This window comes from Crassaminicella thermophila, assembly GCF_008152325.1.
Lineage (GTDB): Bacteria > Bacillota > Clostridia > Peptostreptococcales > Thermotaleaceae > Crassaminicella_A > Crassaminicella_A thermophila.
In genome coordinates this window covers 2293413-2314947 of sequence record NZ_CP042243.1, presented here as the reverse complement: position 1 = coordinate 2314947, position 21535 = coordinate 2293413, and the positions used below count along the sequence as shown (strand labels likewise).

At 30.7% G+C, this 21535-nt stretch carries 20 protein-coding genes; 11 read left to right on the top strand and 9 right to left on the bottom strand.

Annotated features, from left to right (window positions below; translation table 11 throughout):
* Positions 1-150: 150 nt before the first annotated feature.
* Positions 151-285 carry a hypothetical protein gene (locus FQB35_RS16460; RefSeq protein ID WP_269902688.1) on the top strand — a complete coding sequence of 45 codons (135 nt, stop codon included), beginning with the start codon at positions 151-153 and terminating at the stop codon, positions 283-285.
* Between the two features lie 274 nt (positions 286-559).
* Positions 560-1681 (top strand): aldo/keto reductase, encoded by a 1122-nt coding sequence (locus FQB35_RS11695; RefSeq protein ID WP_148810070.1) that lies wholly within the window; start codon positions 560-562, stop codon positions 1679-1681.
* Positions 1682-1751: 70 nt separating this feature from the next.
* Here FQB35_RS11695 and FQB35_RS11690 read toward each other — a convergent pair whose 3' ends face one another.
* A complete protein-coding gene (locus FQB35_RS11690) occupies positions 1752-3287 on the bottom strand; it encodes an ATP-dependent metallopeptidase FtsH/Yme1/Tma family protein (protein ID WP_148810069.1) in 1536 nt (511 codons plus the stop codon).
* A 245-nt stretch (positions 3288-3532) separates the two neighbouring features.
* Here FQB35_RS11690 and FQB35_RS15940 point away from each other — a divergent pair, with 245 nt between their 5' ends.
* Both FQB35_RS15940 and FQB35_RS15935 read left to right on the top strand, forming a co-directional pair.
* Entirely contained in the window at positions 3533-3676 is a 144-nt protein-coding gene (locus tag FQB35_RS15940) for a hypothetical protein (protein WP_168198335.1), read from the top strand.
* Between the two features lie 42 nt (positions 3677-3718).
* The gene (locus FQB35_RS15935; protein WP_168198334.1) at positions 3719-3871 is read left to right on the top strand and encodes a hypothetical protein; all 153 of its coding nucleotides are present in this window, start codon (positions 3719-3721) and stop codon (positions 3869-3871) included.
* 206 nt (positions 3872-4077) lie between these two features.
* Here FQB35_RS15935 and FQB35_RS11685 read toward each other — a convergent pair whose 3' ends face one another.
* Genes FQB35_RS11685 through FQB35_RS15930 form a run of 3 tightly spaced genes read right to left on the bottom strand, consistent with a single transcriptional unit; the run spans position 4078 to position 6316 of the window.
* Complete coding sequence (locus FQB35_RS11685; protein WP_148810068.1) at positions 4078-4569, bottom strand: hypothetical protein; 492 nt, start codon at positions 4567-4569, stop codon at positions 4078-4080.
* 26 nt (positions 4570-4595) lie between these two features.
* Complete coding sequence (locus tag FQB35_RS11680) at positions 4596-6173, bottom strand: sodium/proline symporter (protein WP_148810067.1); 1578 nt, start codon at positions 6171-6173, stop codon at positions 4596-4598.
* The gene (locus FQB35_RS15930; RefSeq protein ID WP_168198333.1) at positions 6170-6316 is read right to left on the bottom strand and encodes a hypothetical protein; all 147 of its coding nucleotides are present in this window, start codon (positions 6314-6316) and stop codon (positions 6170-6172) included. The genes FQB35_RS11680 and FQB35_RS15930 overlap by 4 nt, the downstream gene beginning before the upstream one ends.
* A 399-nt stretch (positions 6317-6715) precedes the next feature.
* On the opposite strand from FQB35_RS15930, the gene FQB35_RS11675 reads away from it, so the two are divergent.
* Positions 6716-8437, top strand: a complete 1722-nt coding sequence (locus tag FQB35_RS11675) for a sensor histidine kinase (RefSeq protein ID WP_168198332.1) — start codon at positions 6716-6718, stop codon at positions 8435-8437.
* 40 nt (positions 8438-8477) lie between these two features.
* Positions 8478-9209, top strand: coding sequence for a response regulator transcription factor (locus FQB35_RS11670; RefSeq protein WP_148810065.1), 732 nt, complete (start codon positions 8478-8480; stop codon positions 9207-9209).
* Here the strand turns inward: FQB35_RS11670 and FQB35_RS11665 are convergent.
* From FQB35_RS11665 to FQB35_RS11645, 5 genes are all read right to left on the bottom strand, one after another.
* The gene (locus FQB35_RS11665; protein ID WP_148810064.1) at positions 9193-10662 is read right to left on the bottom strand and encodes a sodium:solute symporter family protein; all 1470 of its coding nucleotides are present in this window, start codon (positions 10660-10662) and stop codon (positions 9193-9195) included. The two genes, FQB35_RS11670 and FQB35_RS11665, sit on opposite strands and share 17 nt — an antisense overlap.
* Entirely contained in the window at positions 10659-10931 is a 273-nt protein-coding gene (locus FQB35_RS11660; RefSeq protein WP_148810063.1) for a hypothetical protein, read from the bottom strand. Before FQB35_RS11660 ends, FQB35_RS11665 begins: the two co-directional genes overlap by 4 nt.
* A gap of 79 nt (positions 10932-11010) precedes the next feature.
* The gene (locus tag FQB35_RS11655) at positions 11011-12354 is read right to left on the bottom strand and encodes an aminotransferase class III-fold pyridoxal phosphate-dependent enzyme (protein ID WP_148810062.1); all 1344 of its coding nucleotides are present in this window, start codon (positions 12352-12354) and stop codon (positions 11011-11013) included.
* Positions 12355-12437: 83 nt separating this feature from the next.
* A complete protein-coding gene (locus FQB35_RS11650; RefSeq protein WP_148810061.1) occupies positions 12438-13847 on the bottom strand; it encodes an aldehyde dehydrogenase family protein in 1410 nt (469 codons plus the stop codon).
* A gap of 261 nt (positions 13848-14108) precedes the next feature.
* The gene (locus tag FQB35_RS11645; RefSeq protein WP_168198331.1) at positions 14109-15785 is read right to left on the bottom strand and encodes a sigma-54 interaction domain-containing protein; all 1677 of its coding nucleotides are present in this window, start codon (positions 15783-15785) and stop codon (positions 14109-14111) included.
* Positions 15786-16201: 416 nt separating this feature from the next.
* Between FQB35_RS11645 and tig the strand changes: the two genes are divergently transcribed.
* From tig to FQB35_RS16300, 5 genes are all read left to right on the top strand, one after another.
* Positions 16202-17485 carry a trigger factor gene (gene tig / locus FQB35_RS11640; RefSeq protein WP_148810059.1) on the top strand — a complete coding sequence of 428 codons (1284 nt, stop codon included), beginning with the start codon at positions 16202-16204 and terminating at the stop codon, positions 17483-17485.
* A gap of 28 nt (positions 17486-17513) precedes the next feature.
* Entirely contained in the window at positions 17514-18098 is a 585-nt protein-coding gene (gene clpP, locus FQB35_RS11635; RefSeq protein ID WP_148810058.1) for an ATP-dependent Clp endopeptidase proteolytic subunit ClpP, read from the top strand.
* A gap of 17 nt (positions 18099-18115) precedes the next feature.
* Positions 18116-19381 (top strand): ATP-dependent Clp protease ATP-binding subunit ClpX, encoded by a 1266-nt coding sequence (gene clpX / locus FQB35_RS11630; protein WP_148810057.1) that lies wholly within the window; start codon positions 18116-18118, stop codon positions 19379-19381.
* Positions 19382-19645: 264 nt separating this feature from the next.
* A complete protein-coding gene (locus FQB35_RS11625) occupies positions 19646-20890 on the top strand; it encodes an ammonium transporter (protein ID WP_148810056.1) in 1245 nt (414 codons plus the stop codon).
* A 39-nt stretch (positions 20891-20929) separates the two neighbouring features.
* Complete coding sequence (locus FQB35_RS16300; RefSeq protein ID WP_148810055.1) at positions 20930-21292, top strand: P-II family nitrogen regulator; 363 nt, start codon at positions 20930-20932, stop codon at positions 21290-21292.
* Positions 21293-21535: the final 243 nt, after the last annotated feature.

Below are 21535 nucleotides of genomic sequence, written 5' to 3'. Positions count from 1 at the left end.
TCCCTCTGATATTTATGAAAAGAGCTGAAAGGCTCTTTTTTCTATTGTATATTTTCGGAAAAAAGTAGTAAAAATTTCACATTTGTCGAATGATTTATGTAGGAATTCTGAACTATTTGTCGAAGTAATATAAAAAGGGAGGGATGAAAGATGGATAAACTAGATAAAAGAACGATCCAAATACTTGAAAAGATTCTTAAGTTATTAGAAAATGTTGGGGATGATCAATGTTGGAATAATATAGAATCAGTTAATAAAGAGAATGAAATGCTGTTTTTGAATTAAAAATATAAATTTAATGACTATGTGTAAAAAATAACCTCCAAAAAATTACTTGGACCTTTGTTTTAAAATATTTATAGGTTTTTCAAGGACAAATGTTTAAAAAATTGTATTTTTTTATTTTATAAAATAGGAGATGTTCTTTGTAAAGAGCATCTCTTTGTTTTGAGCTTAAATACTACATTATAAAAATAAAGGGGATTGGAATTAGATGTAGAAATAAGAAAATAATAAAGTAAAGAGTTTTATAGAATGATGCAAAAGAGGAGTGAGGAGGATGATTTACAAGGAATATGGAAAAACAGGAAAAATGGTTTCTGCAGTAGGATTTGGAGGGATGCGTTTTGATCTTTCTAAGAGTAATGAAGAAAATGCAGAACTATTAATATATGCAAGTAGTAAAGGGATTAATTATTTTGATACAGCTCCGACTTATTGTGAGAATAGAAGTGAAGATATTTATGGAATTGCTTTTAAGAATATGCCTAATAACTTTTATGTTTCTACAAAAGGTATGCCTACAAGATTTGATACAAAAGAGAAAGCTAAAGATGCAGTGAAAAGATCCCTAGAGAAATTAGGGGTAGATAAGATTCACTTTTATCATATATGGTGTCTTAGAAAGATGGAACACTACGAGTTGGCGATGAAGCCTAGGGGACAATATGAAGGTCTTTTAGAATGTAAAGAAGAAGGCTTAATTGAGCATATTGTTTTTTCATCTCATCAGCCAGGTCATGAAATTAAGAAAATTTTAGATGAAGGAAAAATGGAAGGAGTACTTTTAGGCGTTAATATCTTAAACTTCCCTTATCGATGGGATGGGGTTGTGAGTGCATATAATAGTGGTTATGGTGTAGTAGCAATGAATCCTTTAGCAGGAGGTGCTATTCCAAAATATGAGAAAGAACTTTCTTTTATTGGATCAAATGGAGAAACACCTACAGAGGCTGCACTTAGGTTTACTATTGCATCTAAACAGATTACAGTAACTTTAAATGGATTTAGCACAAAAGATCAGATTGATATGGCTTGTCGTATTGCAGATGAAGCTACTACCTTTAATGATAAAGACTTAGAAAGAATTCAAAAACGTCTTGGAGAAAATATGAATGCTGTATGTACAGGATGTGGTTACTGTTGGGATTGTCCAAAAGAAATTCCAGTTCCTGCATATATGCAGTTTTATAATGAAAAGCAAATGTTTGGAAAGAGCGATGAAAAGATGATAAAAGATATTAAAAGAGAGCATGAATGGGGATTATTGGTTGGGCGAAAAGCAAGTGCTAAGGATTGTATAAGGTGTGGAAAATGTGAAGAAGCTTGTACGCAGCATCTTCCTATTATAGAACGATTAAAAGAAATTGATAAATGGGAACAAAAAAATAGTAAATTGTAGATATATGTTTCCAGGGAAATAATTTTTACACTTTAGAATATGCCAAGAAACTTAGATTCTTGGCATTATTTTAATTGCTGTATTTTTGTATAATTTTATTTAATTCTTCACCTGTTAAGGTTTCATTTATAAATAGATACTCAGCAATAGCTATAAGGCAAGTTTTATGTTCATGAAGAAGCTGAAGGGTATCTTCATAACACTGATCAATAATTTTTTTTAATTCCTTGTTTATTTCTTTCATATTTCCATAAATCATTTTAGTATTGAAGGTTCTATTTCCCAAATCACTCATACCATATTCGCAGATCATTCCTAATATGATATCTGTTGCTTTACTTAAGTCATCTTTTGCTCCCGTTGTAACCTCTCCAAAAGCAACTTCTTCTGCGGCTCTTCCTGCTAAAATACTTTGTACCTTTTTTAATAAATCATTTTTTGTATACAAATACTTATCTTCTGATGATGCATTAAGGACATATCCTAAGGCTTGGCTAGTAGGGATAATAGATATTTTTTCAATAGCATGTATATTAAGGAGGTTTCCTACAAGAGCATGTCCTGCTTCATGAAAAGAAACAATTTTTTTTTCATTTTCTGTGACAGTTGAATTTTTTATTTTTAATCCAGCAATAACCCTTTCAATGGCATTATCAAAGTCCTCTTGTATAAGCTGATCTCTATGATTTCTCACTGCTAATATGGCAGCTTCATTTACAATACTAGATATATGAGCTCCTGATAATCCATGGGTTTTTATTGCGATCGATTCTAAATTGACATCTTTTGATAAGGGTTTATTTTTTGTATGAACTTTTAATATTTGTTCTCTTGCTATTTTGTTTGGGTTGCCTATATATATGTGTTTATCAAACCTTCCTGGTCTTAAAAGGGCAGTATCTAATATATCAATTCGGTTTGTAGCACCTATTACTAGGATTACTTCTTCCTCTTCAAGTTTGAATCCATCCATTTCAGTGAGTAATTGATTGAGGGTTTGGTTAACTTCTGATTGGCCTTCTTCACTTCTTTTTGTTCCAATAGCATCAATTTCATCAATAAATATGATACAGGGAGATTTTTCTTTTGCTTTTTCGAACAATTCTCTTACTCTTTTTGCACCTACTCCTACATATTTTTCCATGAATTCTGAACCACTTGCAACGATGAACTCTGTATTTGTTTCTCCAGCTAAAGCAGATGCTAATAAAGTTTTACCTGTACCAGGAGGACCATAAAGCAATATGCCTTTTGGAACCTTTGCTCCAATTTTTTTATATTTTTCAGTGTTTACAATAAAATCAGCAATTTCCATAATTTCTTCTTTTACTTCTTCAAGGCCTGCTACATCTTCTAACTTTACAGAAGATTTTAAGCTTTTTTTTTCATTTTTTTGATTATTTTTTGGAACATTGGCATAAGCTTTTGAATTATCTTTTTTTGTGAAAAGATAAAAGGACTGAATAAACACAATTGTCATGCATATTGCGATTAATTTTTCACCTAAGAAAGGAAGTATAATAATGTGTTTTTCAATAGAATAAAATCCAAGAATGGATAGTCCGATACATAGAAAAAATACTATGTAAAATAAACTTTTTCTCATAAGTTTTTCCTCCTCCTAGATTAGATCAAAAACAGAACTTCTATATAAAGATTTTGAATATTTAAATAATTTACTAAAGTATATTCGCTTTTTAATATGTAAATACCTGCTAAAAGTATATTTTTCTTAAAAGCAAATAGAAATAGAGAAAAAATTCAAAAAAACAATTGTATACAATTGACAAAATTGCATACTAGTATTATAATATAAATAAATACAGATATTCTGATATGGGGGCGGTAGAGATGAGAAAAAACAATTATAATGAAGAGGTAATGAACAATTTAAAAAAATGTGGTGTAATTACATGTATCCATTGTGTAGCAGGTTTTTGCAATAATTATAAAAAATGTGATTTGTATGAAAGAGTACTTATTCAGGAAGACTAAAAGTATGAAATAAGTAACTGTATAAAATGAGGGAGGATTAATATGAAAAATAATTTAAAAAATAATTATAATGAAGAAGTAATGAACAATTTAAAAAAATGTGGAGTAGTTACATGTATTCATTATATAGCTGGTTATTGTGATCGCTGTGACAAATGTGATTTATATGAGAGAACTCTATTTCAGGAAAATTAATATATAAATAAAAAACATATGGAGAAGTAGATATGAAAAGGGGAAAATTCACATGATAAAAGCAGAATGAAAGGATAAAGTTCTGCTTTTATTTTGTTTTTGATATTATCTAACGAATAAAAGATAGATTCATGTAATTGTTAAAAATTACATGAATCTATTTAAATATAAATCAGTATATCTTTAAACGATTATGTTTAATAAGTCTATAGATCAAGCAACTGATATTGCCCACTAATACCATCCATCATTACATAAAAATGATTATCTTTATTAGACAGACAATGTATAATCCAAAATGGTCTATAGAAAAAATCTTCATCTACAGGGATAATTTTAGGTATGCTTAATACCTTCATTTTTTGGATAATGGTATGACGGATACATCCTAATGCTTTTTTTCTAGCTTTTTCATTTTCTATAGAGATTGGTAGTATACTACTACCATCAACAAAAATTTGTTCTGTTTGACATTCTTCTCCTGTTATAGCTTCTACACCATTTACTAGATCAATTAAGCAAGAGAGAGTACCATCAAAAGAGCGAGCGAATATTTTTGTTTTTACAGATGCAATGAGTCTATAATATGGATAATAAATAGGCTCTATAAGATTTACGTTAACTGTAGAGTCTTTTTGCTTTAATATACTTATAGCTGTATCAGAGCTTATTTCATTTTTTAAAGAAATGATTTTCATAAATATTACCTCTTTATTTTCATAAATTATTGCTGAATTTGGAATGTTTTTTTCGGTCTAGAAGCAATAAAGATTGAAACAGCATTTGCTTCTGGTGCTAGCATTTTACAAGTACTATTTTGTATTCCCTTAGAAACATTGCTAGAATTTTTACCTTGTGCTTTATGTACAGCATCAATAATTTTTTGAGAAGGTTTATTACCAAATCTATTAAAAATAAATAAACATGCAATAGAAGCAAGTAAGCCTGCAAAGAATGGATGCATATACGTAATGATTTCAAGTTTTGCTACAGTCCAAATAAAATTAGTTAAACCACCGCCGATCATTGCACCTAAGGCTCCCATATTATTTGCTTTATCCCAATAAACTGCTGCAACATATGGTACTAAGAATGAATTTGCTAAAACTCCGAATGCAAAGACAACTAGTGTAAATACACCAGGAGGTTGTATAAGAGCGATAGCAATACCTATAATACCCGTTCCAAAAACCATGATACGAGATGCTAGGACTAATTGTTTTTCAGATGCATTAGGATTGATGAAACGCTCATATACGTCTCTAGATAAAATTGAACCTGTTTGCATAAGTAATGAATCTGCTGTTGTAATAATGGCTGCCATAACTGCTGAAAGAATAATTGCAGCAATTGCGCCAGGGAATAACATAAAGGCAAGTTCTGGTACAACCATTTCAGGATCTGATAAGTTTGGAAGCATTACAATACCTATTAATCCTAAAATATAAGGGGTAAATACAAATAATTGATTCCAAAAAGTTGCATAAAGAAGTGCACTTTTTGCAGTTTTAGAACTTTTCATTGACATATGACGAACAACTACATGAGGAAGGCCCATATATCCCACTAGATATATTAGTATAGCTCCTAAAATGACACCCCATTGATTTTGATATATTAATCCTTTTCCCCATACACTCAAATAGGTAGGATCAATAGCTGCTAATTTTTGATTTAAGCTTGTAAGACCACCAATTTTTAAAAGAGCTAAAATTAAAACGCCAATCATACCTGTAACCATTATAATTCCTTGAAAGAAATCGTTCCAAGCAACTGCCAAATAGCCTCCTGTTACAGTATAGAATAAGATTGCAGTAACACCACCTATAAGAGCTACTGAATAAGAGATTCCTAATAGTGATGATAATGCTTTCCCTGCTGCGATAAACTGTGCGATAACATATGCAGATAAAAATACCAAAGCAATAGCAGAACCAACAACTCTAATTGTAGAGGATTCATATCTTTTTTCTAGGTATTCTATAGGAGAGAGACATCCTAGTATTTCAGATAAACGCCTCATTTTTTTACCAAGTATAGAAATATTTACGATACTTCCACCTGCATCACCTACTGCATAGAACAAACTAAACCAACCTATACTAAAAGCATATGAAGGCCCACCCATGAACATATAACCACTCATTGCAGTAGCTTGCATGGTAAGAGCAGTAACAGCAGGACCTAAGCTTCTACCGCCTAATAAATAGCCTTCTACTGTTTTTGTACGTTTTGAAAAATAAAACCCTACTCCTATAAGACAACAAAGATAACAAAAAAATACGATGCGGGCAGTTGTCATTCATTATTCACCTCCATTTCAGATATTTCTTCCATTGCATCATCCTTAGCCATTTTCATATAGATGAGTATTGCAAGAACAGTCCATAGAATTGGCCATGATGCAAATGAGAAAAAACTTACAGCTGGCATACCAAAGATCATTTGTATACCTCCTTATTTTTTATTTGTAACTGCTAAAAGCAGTAGTTACATCAAGTAAAGTAATCACGATAAAATATTCAGTATATTCTGAATTTTAATCTATATTAACAAATCAAACTTAAAATAAACTTAAAGAAATCTAAAATTTTTTTAAAAAATTATATAAAGATTATTTAATAATGCAACTTAATTTTTGTATAAGATGTTTTATAATATGAACATTAGAACTGTACAAATATTAGAATTTTTTGCATTATTAACATAAGAAGTGAATAATAAGTTATATATGGATAACTAACTTAAATATTTGAAAAAAAAATATAAAAAGATAAGAGAATGATATTTCATTTGAGAATAGATATTTTATTTTTAAATAAGAGAAAATGGGGTGAACTGATTATGTTTCAAACCAATTATTTATTGATCATCCTTACAATTCTAACCCTTGCGATTTCTCTATTTTATTTTCATATTTTTACGAAGAATCATGAGAAATATATCCATTTTTGGGGACTTAGCTGGACATTGTATGCAATAAGTCTTGGATTTAGCATTTTCATTTTAAAATATCCTAGTGTAAAGTTCTTTGCAGCCCTAAGACAAGTTTGTGATCTTTTTAGTAGTCTTTTTTTATTAGCTGGAACGTATGTATTTATAGATAAAAAAATGCCAAATTATTGGATTCAATTTACTATTGTAAATTTGCTATGGATTGGGCTTGCTGTTTATTATGATTTATCTTTTATTACGATTACCTTACTTGCTTCTATATTTTTTAATATTATTGCTGTTGTAACAGGGGTTATGCTTTTAAAATATTGGAAAATGAATAAATTTGAAAAGGTAATTATTGTAACTATCTTTCTTGTTTGGGGAGTACATAAAGCATATTATCCTTATATTTATCCAGAATTTTGGAACTCCCCTTTGGGTTATATGAGTGAAATTATCCTTGCAAATATTCTTAATTTTGGTATACTCATCATTTATTTTCAAAAGATACGTAATGAATTGACAGAGAGTGAAAAGCGGTTTCGTCTACTAGCAGAAAATGCACAAGATTTGATTTATCTTTACAGATTTCGTCCTATATTAGGTTTTGAATATGTTAGTCCTTCATGTATAAATATTACTGGGTATACACCAGAAGAATTTTATAGAGATCCTATGTTTTTAAAAAAGTTAGCACATCCTGATGATCGGCCACTCGTAAATATTTTAAAAGAATCAAAAACACTTTTGTCAGAACCTATTACTATGAGATGGCTACATAAAAATGGACATTATATTTGGACAGAACACCATAATACGGTCATTGTAGATGAAGTAGGAGATGTTATTGCAGTTGAAGGAATATTAAGAGACATTACAGATCGAAAACGCGTGGAAGAGAATATGATTCAATCAGAAAAGTCTAGACAATCATTATTAGCAAATATTTCTCATGAATTGCGTACACCTATTACCTCTATACTCGGATATGTTACAGCTATGATAGATGGAACAATTTATGAAAATGATTCAAAAGAAGAATGTCTTAACTTGATTCGTTCAAAAGCAGTAACCTTACAAAGACTTATTCAAGATTTATTTCAGTTAACCCAATTAGAATCAGGAAAAATATCTTTTAATTTTTCTCAAGTGTCTATCCGTGAACTTGTTTTTGAGCTTGTAAAGAAATATGAATGGGATATACATAGGGAAGGGATAAAATTTGAATTAATACTATCAAATATTGAGAAATATATGGATGAAGAGTTGATTATTGATATTGAACGGATTGATCAAGTATTGTCTAATCTAATTTTTAATGCTATAAAACATACTCCTAAAGAAGGTACCATTTTTATTGATTTTGAAAAGAAAAAAAAGAACGATATAAAGTATGTACTTATCAAAATAAAAGATACGGGTGAGGGCATTGCACAGAAGGATTTAAAACATATTTTTGACCGTTTTTACAGGGGAAAGAATGCAAAAAATAATGTACTTAAGGGAACTGGTCTTGGATTGACCATTTCAAAAGAGATTGTTGAATTTCATAAAGGAGAGATTTGGGCTGAAAGCAGTTTGGGAGAAGGATGTACTTTTTGCTTTACACTTCCTATATATTCTCTTTAAAAAGGATCTCTATTACTGATTGGAATAGGAGGAATAAATGATGGCTAGAGAAAAAATTTTGGTAATTGATGATGAGAAAGAAATAAGTGAATTGATTCAATCCTATTTGATAAAAGAGGAGTTTCAAGTACATGTGGTTGAGAACGGAAAAGATGCCCTTGAAGCTATTGGGCTTGAAAAACCGGATCTTATTATTCTGGATATTATGCTTCCTGATATAGATGGAATTGAATTATGTCTAGAAATTCGAAAACAATGCAATGCACCTATTCTTTTTTTAAGCTGTAAATCAGAAGAAATGGATAAAATTTTAGCCCTTTCTGTTGGTGGTGATGATTACTTGACAAAGCCTTTTTTGCCGGGAGAATTGGTTGCAAGAATTAAAGCACATCTTCGTCGAAATCGATTGCTTATGCAAGTAAAAAAACAACCCAATATTATTCGTTATCCGGGGCTTGAAATCAATTTAGATAGTCATGAAGTGTGGGTAGATCATCAGCTTGTAAATCTTTCGAGTAAGGAATTTGAAATTTTATCGATATTAGCCAAAAATCCAAAAAGAATTTATAGTATGGATCAATTGTTCCAAATGGTATGGAAAATGCATAGTTTAGATGGGGATTCAAGAACGATAATGGTTTATATTAGTAATTTGCGAAAAAAAATTGAAAAAAATCCTTCTAATCCTAAATATATTATTAATATAAGGGGAGTAGGTTATAAATTTAATCATTCGTTATTTGAAAAAAAGATATCTAGTAGTAATGATTAAAAATTTTATTTTGCTTATCAAATCTATCTAAAATAGTTTGATTACGATTTGGTGTTATACTGCTTACAAAAATAAAAACAATTGTATTGATCAGTAAACTTATAAACCCTGGATCTATAGGAAAATGTGAATGAAAAATAGTAAATATACCTAGAAATATGACACCACTTAACAAACCTGCAATAGCACCTTGAGCAGTTGATTTTCTCCAAAAAAGTACGCCGATTGTAGGGACAATTACTTGTGCAGTTCCACTTAAGGCAACCATTCCGATTTGTACTAATAAACCAGGAATCCATATAGTCATAAGATATGAAAAAGTTGTAAAGATCAATATAGACCATCGAGCAATACGAATCAAACTTTTATTATTAATATTTTTATTTATATATTTTTTGTGAATATCAATAGCATATATAGCAGAGAGAGAATGAATTTGAGAATTCGAAGTTGACATTGCTGCTGCTGCTCCACCAGTTAAAATAAGGGATGCTAGGGCAAAGGGAGCATACTTTAATAACATAATTGGAAGCAAAGCATCAGCGTTTTGTATGTTTGGTTCTAGGAGGATGCCTGCATTGCCAACAAGCATGGGAGCAATGTTTACAATTGCAATAAATCCCAAAAGGAAAGGCATTAAGTTGAAAAAAATTGGAGATTTTACTGCATATATTCTTGTCCATAATGGAGGTCCCATAATTGCACCCATAGGTACAATAAGAAACATAGATATCCATAGCATTGGACCAGCTGCTCCAGTTGGACCTGGAAGAGTTAATGTTTCTGGTGCAACTTGTCTTAAGCTTTCAAATAATGAGGAGATACCTCCTACTTTTGAAACAATAAAGAATCCGGCCAAAATTATTCCGAAGAGTATCAAAATTTCATAAAAGATATCCACCCATGCAACAGCTCTTAAACCACCAGTCCATACATAAATAACAATGACAATACAAAAAATTAAGCAACCCATTTTCCAAGGTATAAGCCCTTGAGATGCTACTTCAATCAAATAAGCTCCACCAGCAAGTTGAATTTGAAGATAGGGCATAGTGAAAAGCAACATAATAAAGGTAATGAGATTGCCAAGTTTTTCTGAGTCATACATATCTCGAAAAAAGTCAGATGCTGTAATATAGTTATTTATTTTGCCATAGAACCATATACGTTTACCAACAATAAAGAATAATATTCCAAAAAGAAAGTCCCATGCAATGGTAGTCCAATAAACGGGTCCTTTTGAGTAAAAATATGCGTTTGACCCCAAAAAAGCAAAAGCACTCCACCAAGTAGCTTGTACAGTAAAGAATACAGCTATAGACTCCATGGCTCTGCTCTGAACAAAAAAATCTTCTGGTGTTTGAAGTTCTCTTTCTCCTGCTTTAGATCCAATCCAAAGGGGAATGAACATATATGTACCGATTATGAGAAGTGCTAATATATTTTGGTTCATTCTGCATGATCTCCTTTCATATGTGTAATATCATTTTTTTCTTGAAAATTTTTATTGCTTCCCCAGTTTGTTTTATAACCTATAAAAGTAATAATACACATATAAAGCCACATGATAAGCATAAAGCCATAAATAAAAGGAAATCCCAAAATAATAGGATCAATACGATTAATAAAAAAAACACCAGGAAATTCCATGATCAAGAAACCTAAAATAATAAGTGACCATAGGAGTTTTTTTATAGAAGTGTTTTTTTTTCTATGAATCATGCAAAAACCCCCTTATATAAAAATGCAAGTAGCCCCCACTTATAAAAGTAGGGGGAAAGAAGGTGAGCTGTTTATATACTTATTTGCCAATTACATTATCAACAAAATCTAATACATTATCCATAATATTCATTGCATCTCTAAGTTCATTTTCTTTAATGATTAGAGGGGGTGCTACAATTAAAATGTTTTCATGACTGTAGTTCCAAAAACCTTCAGATCTAAGCATATTAAGGATTTTCTTCATAACTCCTTCTGGATCTTTACCATAAGGAACTAAAGGTTCTTTTGTTTCTTTATCTTTTACCAATTCAATGGCACTAAATAAGCCGATATATCTGACATCACCAACACATGCATGCTTTGCTTTTATATCTTCTAATATTTCTCCTAAAACAGCACCCATTTCTTTAGATCTTTCGATTAAATTTTCTTCCTTATAAACATCAATTGTAGCACAAGCTGCGGCACAACCCATAGGATGTGCACTGTAAGTTAATCCGCACCAAAGGGTATTTTTTTCAAAGTAATCTGCAATTTTTTTGCTTACGATTACACCACCTAATTGTGTATATCCACAAGTTACACCTTTAGCAAATGTAATCATATCAGGTTCTACATTCCAGTTATTTATTGCAAACCATTCGCCAGTTCGTCCCCAACCAGCCATAACTTCATCACAAACCATCATAATACCAAATTCATTACAAAGATCTCTTACTCCTTGCATCCAACCTTTTGGAGGAATAAGGATACCATTACTTCCAACTACTGATTCTTGGAATATTGCAGCAATTGTTTCAGGACCTTCATATTCTATTTGTTCTCTTAAAAGAGTAAGATAATATTTTGTAGCTTCTTCTTCATTTTTAAATTCAATAGGTCCTCTATATGGATATGGTCCAACGAATTTAACAAATCCAGGGATTCCTGGTTCACTTGCAAATCTTCTAGGTTCACCAGTCAAGTTAGCAGCACCATAAGTTGCACCATGATAAGAACGATAAGCAGATAATATTTTATATTTTCCAGTAACCATGCGAGCAATCTTAATGGCATTTTCATTAGCTTCTGCTCCAGCGTTTGTAAAGAATACCTTAGCCATATTATCAGGAGCAATTTCTACAATTTTTTTTGCAGCTTCTGCTCTAACATCTAAAGCAAAAGCAGGTCCAATAAAAGGAATTTTATCTGCTTGGTCTTTAATTGCTTTAATAACTTTTTTATTTCCATGACCAATATTTACATTAACTAATTGTGAAGACATATCATAAAATCTTTTACCTTCTTCATTCCAAAAATAAATTCCTTCAGCCTTTGTAATAACTTCAGGCTTTAATCCAGCTTGAGCACTCCAAGAGTGAAGGTTATATTTTAAATCTTTTTCACGAACTTCAGATAAAGTAGTAGAAGTAGTAGACATTTGAAACTCCTCCTCAATTTTAAATTTATGTATCAATTACTATACCCATATAGAAAAGTTGCTAAAGGTTTTTGTTAAATTTTTTATAAAGAAGATTTTGATATATCATCATACATAACATCGCCAAATAATTCTTCATCTGTTGGAACTACAGGCTTAAAATGCCTAGATACCCAAGTTGTATTAATCAAGTGTTTCCAAGTAATATTTTCAGAAACAATATTTCCTCCCCAAGTTCCACAACCAAGGCTTGTAGTAAATGGCATACCATTAAACCAGTTTCCAGTGTTAGCAAGAGCTTGACCTTGGTTAACATTCATACGGCTTACCTTTGTCTTAAGAGCAAGCTCCATAATATGATCTTCATTGAAAGAATGAATACCACAAGAGTGACCCATTCCTTGATATCTTGTAATTTCATTTACTTTATTTATTGCTTCTTCAAATCTATTATACTTATAAAGAGTTACTACTACAGAAAGTTTTTCTCCAGAGAAAGGATAATCTTTACCTATGCCAGTTTCTTCAACCATAATAAATTTTCTGTCATCAGGAAGATCAATATTAGCTAAATTTGCAATGGTTTGAGGTGATTGTGCTACAATTTTTGAATTTAGATGTCCATCAACCCATAAAGTACTTTGAAGCTTTTCTTTTTCTTTCGCATTAGCTAAGTAACCACCTTCAGCTTTAAGAGCTTCAACAAATTCATCATAAATACTTTCTTGAATAATCAATGAATTTTCAGCAGAACAGCTTGTAGCAAAATCAAATGTTTTACTAAGCATAATCTTATGAGCAGCATCATTTAAATCAGCAGTTTCATCAACAACGATTACTGCATTACCAGCACCTACACCATAAGCTGGAGTACCAGATGAATAAGCAGATTTTACAAGACCTGCTCCACCAGTAGCTAATACTAAGTCAGCTTGTTTCATAAGTTCATTGCTAATTTCCATAGTAGGATTTTCTATTCCTATTACCAAATCTTCAGGAGCACCATATCTTTTTAGGGTTTCTCTTATTAATTTTACAATAAAAGTATTTGTTTTTTTAGTTCTTGGATGAGGAGATAATATGATAGCATTTCTTCCTTTTAAAGCATGAGCTACTTTTACAGTAGGAGTTGCTTCTGGATTTGTACAAGGAACAAGAGCACCGATAACGCCAACTGGTTTAGCTATTTTCATTATTTGTTTTTCATCGTCCACTTCGATTACGCCGACAGATTTTTTGCCGATCATATCACGCATAGCACCTTTTGCTTTTGCCATAAGTTTATTGTATTTTCCTTCATAATTACCCATTTTAGATTCTTCAACAGCCAATTTTGATATTTCTTGTGCAGGACCATCTTTTACTATGTTCCATACAACAGCAGCAACTAATTTATCAACTTGTTCTTGTGTGTAATCTTCAATAGATTCTTGGGCTTTTCTAGCTCTTTTTACAAGTTCTGTTACATATTCTTTAGCTAATTCTTTACTCATTATAATTCCTCCTTTAAATATTTAATTATTAATTTATTAAATTAATTTTTGTTTTAATGAAACACTAAATATTATTGCAACTTCTGTGCCAATAATTTTTTTGAAGAAGAAGAGCTATTATTCATTTTTTCCAACAATAAAAAACAGAAATTAAAAATGATTTGCGATAATTTTTTGTATCGCAAATCATTTTTAAAAATTAAGAAAATTAAAAACACAAATATTCCAAATAGTGTTCTATAAAAAATAGCGTTGATTCATTCATGTATCTATATGATTCAATTCAGTATCGGTCATATTGTATTTGCTCATTTTTCTTACAATTGTTGGTTGGCTAACGCCTAGGGCTTTAGCTATATTTCTTGTTGTTTTATATTTTATTACTGCATTATGTATAATTTGTCTTTCAACTTCTTCAAGGGCTTTTTTTAAATTCATCATTGAGGGGATTTTAACATCACAAGAATTTTCTTCACTGTGAACAATGTAATTTGGTAAGTTTTGAGGTAAAATAGTTGTGCCTTTAGTTGTAATAACGAGTCTTTCTATAATATTTTCTAATTCTCTTACATTCCCTGGCCAAGAATATTTAATTAAATAAGCCATTGCATTTGGATCAATTCTTTTCTTTTCATTAAACTTTTCATTATATTTTCGTAAAAAATGACGAACTAAAGGGAAAATATCTTCTTTTCTTTCACTTAGAGGAGGGATGTGTATAGGGACAACATTTAATCTGTAAAATAAATCTTTTCTAAACTGTTTTTTTTCAACCATTTCTCTTAAATTTTTGTTAGTAGCTGTAATAATTCTAACATCAATAGGAATAGTTTTTACTCCTCCAACTCTTTGAATAGTTTTATCCTGTATAACTTGTAAAATTTTTACTTGAAGATGTAATGGCAATTCACCAATTTCATCCAAAAAAATAGTACCGTTATTTGCTAATTCAAATAACCCTATTTTTCCTTGTCGTTTTGAGCCAGTAAAAGCACCGTGTTCATAGCCAAATAATTCTGATTCAAGCAAAGCTTCAGGAATAGCCCCACAATTGACCTTAACAAAGGGTTTATCAGATCGATTTCCTAATTCGTGGATATATTTAGAAATAACACCTTTACCTACACCAGATTCACCGGTAATTAAAACGGTAGAATCTATTTGAGCTAATCTTTTAGCAAGTTGAATAACTTCTCTCATTTTATGGCTTTTAACAATCAAATCGCCTAGGTTTTCTTGTTCTTTTTCTTTTAATTCTATCAATTCATTTTGAATATCTTCTAATTGATTTCTTAGATGAATAAGTTCTGTAATGTCTCTAGAGGTACTAATTACTTTTTTTATTTTTCCTTTATTATCAAATATAGGTGTACCTGTAGTAAGAAGTTGTTTACCTTGCTTATTGCTATGAAGAATACTAACTTCTTGCTTTTTCTGAAAGACGAGTTTTGCTACAGATGGAGAGAATATTCCTTGTTTTTCTAGAAAATCAATATTTTTGCCAATGATATCTTCTTTTCTAATTTGGTAAAGATCTTCACAGGCTTTATTAACCCATTCTGTGTTTCCAAACATATCATCGATAAAAATGGCATCTTGAGCAGAGTCTAAAATAGTTCGAAATTCTTCTAAATTGGTGTTAGGAAAAAATTTGGACAAATCTTTTATATCAAAAATAATAATGCCATAGGTTTTGTTGGTATCATCTAGAATAGAATTTTTTAAGACAAATTGTTTGGTAGCTAGTGTTATTTCAAGGGAGGTGTTTTCTTTTATTTTTTCTAAAAGATTCATAATAGGTTGAGTATGTTTAAAATGATTGCGATATGTATCTAAAAATTTATTTGCTTTTGAATTTGAAAAATAAATATTTCCTTTATGATCTATTATAAGAATGCCTATTGAAATTATATTTAATAGTTTATCTAGGTATTTCATATCTAATCCTCCTATAAAATTTATTATATACATGTTTCAACATTATTCTGAATTTTCCTCCAAGTAAAATGCACAATTTAGAAAATAATAAATTGTTTTAAAATTCAACAACAAAAAAGTTATCGAAGTCATTTTCTTATCTTAAAATTATTAAACAAATTATAATAGTTTACATTTCATAGTATAATGATATAATGTATATGAATAAAAAAGGCCAATGGATAACTCCATTGGTCTTTAAAGTGTTGAATATATTTTTTATACAGTGGCAAAAATGTCTAGATAATATAGAAATTTACTCATGTAATCTCCAAAAAAATAGTTGACACAAGAATTTTATGTTATAATATAAAGGTTAAAAAGTCTATAAAAAGATAGATTATAAAGAAAATTAAGCATAGAGGAGGAAAAAAAGAATGAGTTCAACAGTAGTAAAAAAAGAAAATAATGAAGTAACTTTAAAAATTCAAGTGAGTGCAGAAGATTTTGAAAAAGGAATACAAAAAGCTTATAATAAAATGAAAGGAAGATTTAATATTCCTGGATTCAGAAAGGGAAAAGCTCCAAGAAAGATTGTAGAGCTTCATTATGGTAGAGAAGTTTTCTATGAAGAAGCAATTAATGAGGTATTTCCTAAAGCATATGAAAGTGCTATAGATGAGCATAATTTAGAACCGGTAGATAGACCTTCACTTGATTTTGATGAAATTGTTAAAGGTCAAGATGTAGTATTTACTGTTACAGTGACAGTAAAACCTGAAGTAACTCTTGGAGATTATAAAGGTATAGAAGTAGAGAAAAAAGAGTATAATGTTACTAATGAAGATGTAGAAAAAGAAATTGAAGGATTAAGAGAAAGAAATGCTAGACTTATTGCTGTAGAAAGACCAATAAAGACAGGAGATACAGTTATTATAGACTATGCAGGATTTGTTGGTGAGGAGCAATTTGAAGGAGGTACTGCAGAAAAGCAGACTCTAGTTATTGGATCAGGTACGTTTATTCCAGGATTTGAAGAGCAATTAGTTGGAGCAAATGCAGGAGATGAAGTAGAAGTAAAAGTAACTTTCCCAGAAGAATACCATGCAGAAAATTTAGCAGGAAAAGATGCTGTATTTAAAGTAACAGTGCATGAAGTAAAAGAAAAAGAGTTACCTGAGCTTGATGATGAGTTTGCTAAGGATGTTAGTGAACATGACACATTAGAAGCATTAAAGGAAGATATCAAAAATAAACAAGAAGAAGCTGCTAAAAAAAGAGCAGAAAGAGAATTAAAAGATGATGTTGTAAAGAAAGTAACAGAAAATGTAGAAGTTGATATACCAGAGATTATGATAGAACATCAAATAGATGATATGCTAAATGAATTTAGTTATCAGTTACAATTCCAAGGATTAAATTTAGATACATATCTTCAATACACAGGAACAAAAATGGAAGATATGAGGGAACAAATGAAAGAGGATGCTTATAATAGGGTAAAAACTCAATTAACACTTGAAGCAATTGGAAAAGCAGAAAATATTGAAGTAGCTGATGAAGATATAGATAAAGAAATAGAAAATTATGCAAAGCAATATAATATGGATGTAGAAAAATTTAAAAAGACATTAAGACCACATGATTTAGAAAATATTAAAGAGGGTATTAAAGTAAGAAAAACAGTGGACTTCTTAGTAGAGAATGCAAAAATAGCATAAATTCTTACAAATAGGAGGGGTTGAGATTATGGCTTTAATTCCAATGGTTGTTGAGCAAACCAATCGAGGAGAAAGATCCTATGATATCTATTCTAGACTTTTAAAGGATAGGATAATATTTTTAGGAGACGAAGTAAATGACCACACAGCAAGTTTAATTGTTGCTCAGTTATTATTCTTAGAAGCTGAAGATCCAGATAAGGATATTATGCTATATATCAATAGTCCAGGAGGGTCTATTACGGCTGGAATGGCTATTTATGATACAATGCAGTATATAAAGCCTGATGTTTCAACAATTTGTATTGGTATGGCTGCAAGTATGGGAGCTTTCTTATTAGCAGCAGGAGCAAAAGGTAAGCGTTATGCATTACCTAATGCAGAAATTATGATTCATCAGCCTCTAGGTGGTACAAGGGGGCAAGCAGAAGATATTCGTATTCATGCAGAAAGAATTCTTAAGATACGTGAAAAGCTTAATAAGATTTTAAGTGAAAAGACAGGGCAGCCATTAGAAAGAATTCAAAAAGATACTGATAGAGATAATTTTATGAGTGCAAAAGAAGCAGTAGAATATGGGTTAATAGACAAGGTGATCACTTCTAGGAAATAAGAAAGAGAGGTGAGGAAATGTCACGATTTGACGAAAAGAAACAGTTAAAATGCTCGTTTTGTGGCAAATCTCAAGATCAAGTTAGAAGACTTATAGCTGGTCCTAGTGTATATATTTGTGATGAATGTATTGAATTATGTCAAGAGATTATTCAAGAGGAATTTGATGAAAATTTAGAAATGGAAATCACAGATTTACCTAAACCAGAAGAAATAAAAAATGTCTTGGAGCAATACGTTGTAGGTCAAGATAAGGCAAAGAAAGCATTGGCTGTAGCCGTATATAACCACTATAAGAGAATCAATTATCAAGGGAAGGCTGATGATGTTGAGCTACAAAAGAGCAATATTTTAATGCTTGGTCCAACAGGCTCAGGGAAAACATTGCTTGCTCAAACCTTAGCAAAAATATTAAATGTCCCTTTTGCAATAGCTGATGCTACATCATTAACAGAAGCAGGGTATGTAGGAGAAGACGTTGAAAATATTTTGCTAAAACTTATTCAGGCAGCTGATTATGATATTGAAAAAGCAGAAAAGGGAATCATTTATATAGATGAGATTGACAAAATTGCGAGAAAGTCAGATAATCCTTCTATTACAAGAGATGTGAGTGGTGAAGGAGTACAGCAAGCACTTCTTAAAATTTTAGAAGGAACTGTAGCAAGTGTTCCTCCACAAGGAGGTAGAAAGCATCCACATCAAGAGTTTATTCAAATTGATACCACGAATATATTGTTTATTTGTGGAGGGGCTTTTGATGGAATCGAAAAGATAATTCAAAAAAGAATTGGGCAAAAGTCAATGGGATTTGGAGCAAATATTCAAAGCAAAGTAGTAAAAGATATTGGAGCATTATTAGATAAAATTCAACCAGAAGACTTATTACGTTATGGATTGATTCCAGAGTTTGTTGGAAGGGTACCTGTTTTAGTAACTCTTCATCAATTAGATGAAGAAGCCTTAGTAAAAATATTGAAAGAACCAAAAAATGCTTTAGTGAAGCAATATAAAAAGCTATTTGAAATGGATGGCGTTGAATTAGAAATGGATGAAGAAGCATTAAAGGCTGTTGCTAAGAAAGCAATTGAGAGAAAAACAGGTGCAAGGGGCTTAAGAAGTATTGTAGAAGCCATAATGCTAGATGTTATGTATGATATCCCATCAAGAACAGATATTAAAAAGTGCATAATAACTAAGGAAACGGTTGAAAATTTAACTGAACCTACTTTGGTACTTTCTGATAGCAAAAAAAGACTAAAAAATAAGGAAGAACCTGCATAATAAAAACAAGCGAATCAATTGATTCGCTTGTTTTATAAAAAATAGTTTAATAAAATAAAAAAAAGTATTGAAAAATATTTTAAATTAAATTATAATAATAAATATATAAAAAATATAGAATAAAAAGGCGATGGCGTCTTTAATGAATAGAATTTATTTCTATTTATTAAAGACGCCATTTTTATTATAAAAATTTTAATGTTAATAGAAATCATGTACAGCGCTGCCATGATAAAAATAAATAAAATCTTAGGAGGAATGATTATGGAATATAAAACTGCAATTGATACAGTATGGGTTTTAATAGCAACTGCGTTGGTATTTTTGATGCAAGCTGGTTTTGCTATGGTAGAGACAGGATTTACAAGAGCAAAAAACTCTGGAAATATTATTATGAAGAATTTAATGGATTTTTCAGTAGGATCTTTAGTTTTCTGGATACTAGGATTTAGTATGATGTTTGGAAAAGATGTAGGAGGATTTATAGGGCAAATTCAGTTATTTTCAATTGGAGGTTTTGAACACTTAGAACTAAATATACCAAAGGAAGCATTTTTAATTTTTCAAACAGTATTTTGTGCTACTGCAGCAACTATAGTTTCAGGAGCAATGGCAGAAAGAACAAAATTTATATCATATCTAACATATAGTTTTGTTATTAGTGGTATTGTTTATCCAATTGTAGGACATTGGATATGGGGTGGTGGATGGTTGGCAAAATTAGGTTTTCATGATTTTGCTGGTTCAACAGTGGTACACTCCTTAGGTGGTTGGTCAGCTCTTGTAGGAGCATGGATGATAGGGCCAAGGATTGGTAAATATGGTAAAAATGGAAAGGTAAATGCTATCCCTGGACATAGTATTACTATTGGAGCATTGGGTGTATTTATATTATGGTTTGGATGGTTTGGTTTCAATCCTGGATCAACATTATCTGGTATGGATGCGAATAATATTGCTCATATATTCATAACAACTAATTTATCAGCATCTATGGGTGCATTTACTACAATGATTATTACATGGATACGTTATGGAAAGCCAGATGTAAGTATGACGCTTAATGGAGCTTTAGGTGGGTTGGTTGCTATAACAGCAGGGACTGATGTTGTTAGTCCATTTGGTGCTAGTATTATAGGTTTAATAGCAGGCTTTATTATTGTATATGGTATTGAATATATTGATAAAGTTCTTAAGATAGATGATCCAGTAGGGGCGATAGGTGTTCATGGTTTATGTGGGTCTGCTGCTACTGTATTTGTAGGACTATTTTCTGTAGATAACGGTTTATTTTATGGTGGAGGAATTAGTTTATTAAAGGTTCAATTATTAGGAGTAATTTCTGTAGCATTTTGGACATTATCTACAACATTTTTGTTGTTTAAGGCTATAGATTTAACTATTGGATTAAGAGTAACACCTAAAGAAGAGCATATAGGATTAGATATAGAAGAACATGGATTGATAGGATGTATTGATTTTGATAGTAATAGTGTAGAAATTCAATAAATAGAAAATTGATTTCGAAATCATACAGGAGGTTTTTAGATGGCTGATAAGATTACAAAAATTGAGATTATTACTAGACCGAGAAAGTTTGAAGAGTTAAAAGAAGCTTTAAATAATATTGGAGTTATGGGGATGACTGTAACACACGTTTTAGGCTGTGGAATTCAAAAAGGAATGCCACAAAACTATAGAGGTATTTCTTATACAACTGAACTACTTCCAAAAATAAAGGTAGAAACAGTTATTTGTGATGTTCCTGTTGAGCTGGTTGTAGATACAGCTAAAAGAGTACTAAGAACGGGAGAAATTGGAGATGGAAAAATATTTATTTATGATGTATCAAATGTTATAAGAATAAGAAATGGAGATGAAGGAAAAGTTGCATTAAATAATCAAGAATAAAAAGATGTTTATCTAGAATAACTTGTATAAGCAAAGGTATTGCCCATGTTTTCTAATAATCCCAGGGAGATAAGAATTGATAAGTTCATATATAAGCCTAGTTCCTATTTATATACGAGCTAGGCTTATATACATTTTTAAAATAGATAATTTTTATGATATACAAAAAACAATAGAAATTATCTATTTGAACATAAAAAAAACATGGGGTACAATGACAAAGATATGAAAAAATGGATTTTA

Coding starts and splice junctions, on each gene's coding strand:
- FQB35_RS11655 (WP_148810062.1), bottom strand. CDS start 12,354: ATGTCTACTACTTCTACTACTTTATCTGAAGTTCGTGAAAAAGATTTA.
- FQB35_RS11685 (WP_148810068.1), bottom strand. CDS start 4,569: ATGAAAATCATTTCTTTAAAAAATGAAATAAGCTCTGATACAGCTATA.
- FQB35_RS11690 (WP_148810069.1), bottom strand. CDS start 3,287: ATGAGAAAAAGTTTATTTTACATAGTATTTTTTCTATGTATCGGACTA.
- FQB35_RS11670 (WP_148810065.1), top strand. CDS start 8,478: ATGGCTAGAGAAAAAATTTTGGTAATTGATGATGAGAAAGAAATAAGT.
- FQB35_RS15930 (WP_168198333.1), bottom strand. CDS start 6,316: ATGATCTTTGGTATGCCAGCTGTAAGTTTTTTCTCATTTGCATCATGG.
- clpP (WP_148810058.1), top strand. CDS start 17,514: ATGGCTTTAATTCCAATGGTTGTTGAGCAAACCAATCGAGGAGAAAGA.
- FQB35_RS16300 (WP_148810055.1), top strand. CDS start 20,930: ATGGCTGATAAGATTACAAAAATTGAGATTATTACTAGACCGAGAAAG.
- FQB35_RS11650 (WP_148810061.1), bottom strand. CDS start 13,847: ATGAGTAAAGAATTAGCTAAAGAATATGTAACAGAACTTGTAAAAAGA.
- FQB35_RS11675 (WP_168198332.1), top strand. CDS start 6,716: ATGTTTCAAACCAATTATTTATTGATCATCCTTACAATTCTAACCCTT.
- FQB35_RS15940 (WP_168198335.1), top strand. CDS start 3,533: ATGAGAAAAAACAATTATAATGAAGAGGTAATGAACAATTTAAAAAAA.
- FQB35_RS11625 (WP_148810056.1), top strand. CDS start 19,646: ATGGAATATAAAACTGCAATTGATACAGTATGGGTTTTAATAGCAACT.
- FQB35_RS11695 (WP_148810070.1), top strand. CDS start 560: ATGATTTACAAGGAATATGGAAAAACAGGAAAAATGGTTTCTGCAGTA.
- FQB35_RS16460 (WP_269902688.1), top strand. CDS start 151: ATGGATAAACTAGATAAAAGAACGATCCAAATACTTGAAAAGATTCTT.
- FQB35_RS11645 (WP_168198331.1), bottom strand. CDS start 15,785: ATGAAATACCTAGATAAACTATTAAATATAATTTCAATAGGCATTCTT.
- tig (WP_148810059.1), top strand. CDS start 16,202: ATGAGTTCAACAGTAGTAAAAAAAGAAAATAATGAAGTAACTTTAAAA.
- FQB35_RS11665 (WP_148810064.1), bottom strand. CDS start 10,662: ATGAACCAAAATATATTAGCACTTCTCATAATCGGTACATATATGTTC.
- FQB35_RS11660 (WP_148810063.1), bottom strand. CDS start 10,931: ATGATTCATAGAAAAAAAAACACTTCTATAAAAAAACTCCTATGGTCA.
- FQB35_RS15935 (WP_168198334.1), top strand. CDS start 3,719: ATGAAAAATAATTTAAAAAATAATTATAATGAAGAAGTAATGAACAAT.
- FQB35_RS11680 (WP_148810067.1), bottom strand. CDS start 6,173: ATGACAACTGCCCGCATCGTATTTTTTTGTTATCTTTGTTGTCTTATA.
- clpX (WP_148810057.1), top strand. CDS start 18,116: ATGTCACGATTTGACGAAAAGAAACAGTTAAAATGCTCGTTTTGTGGC.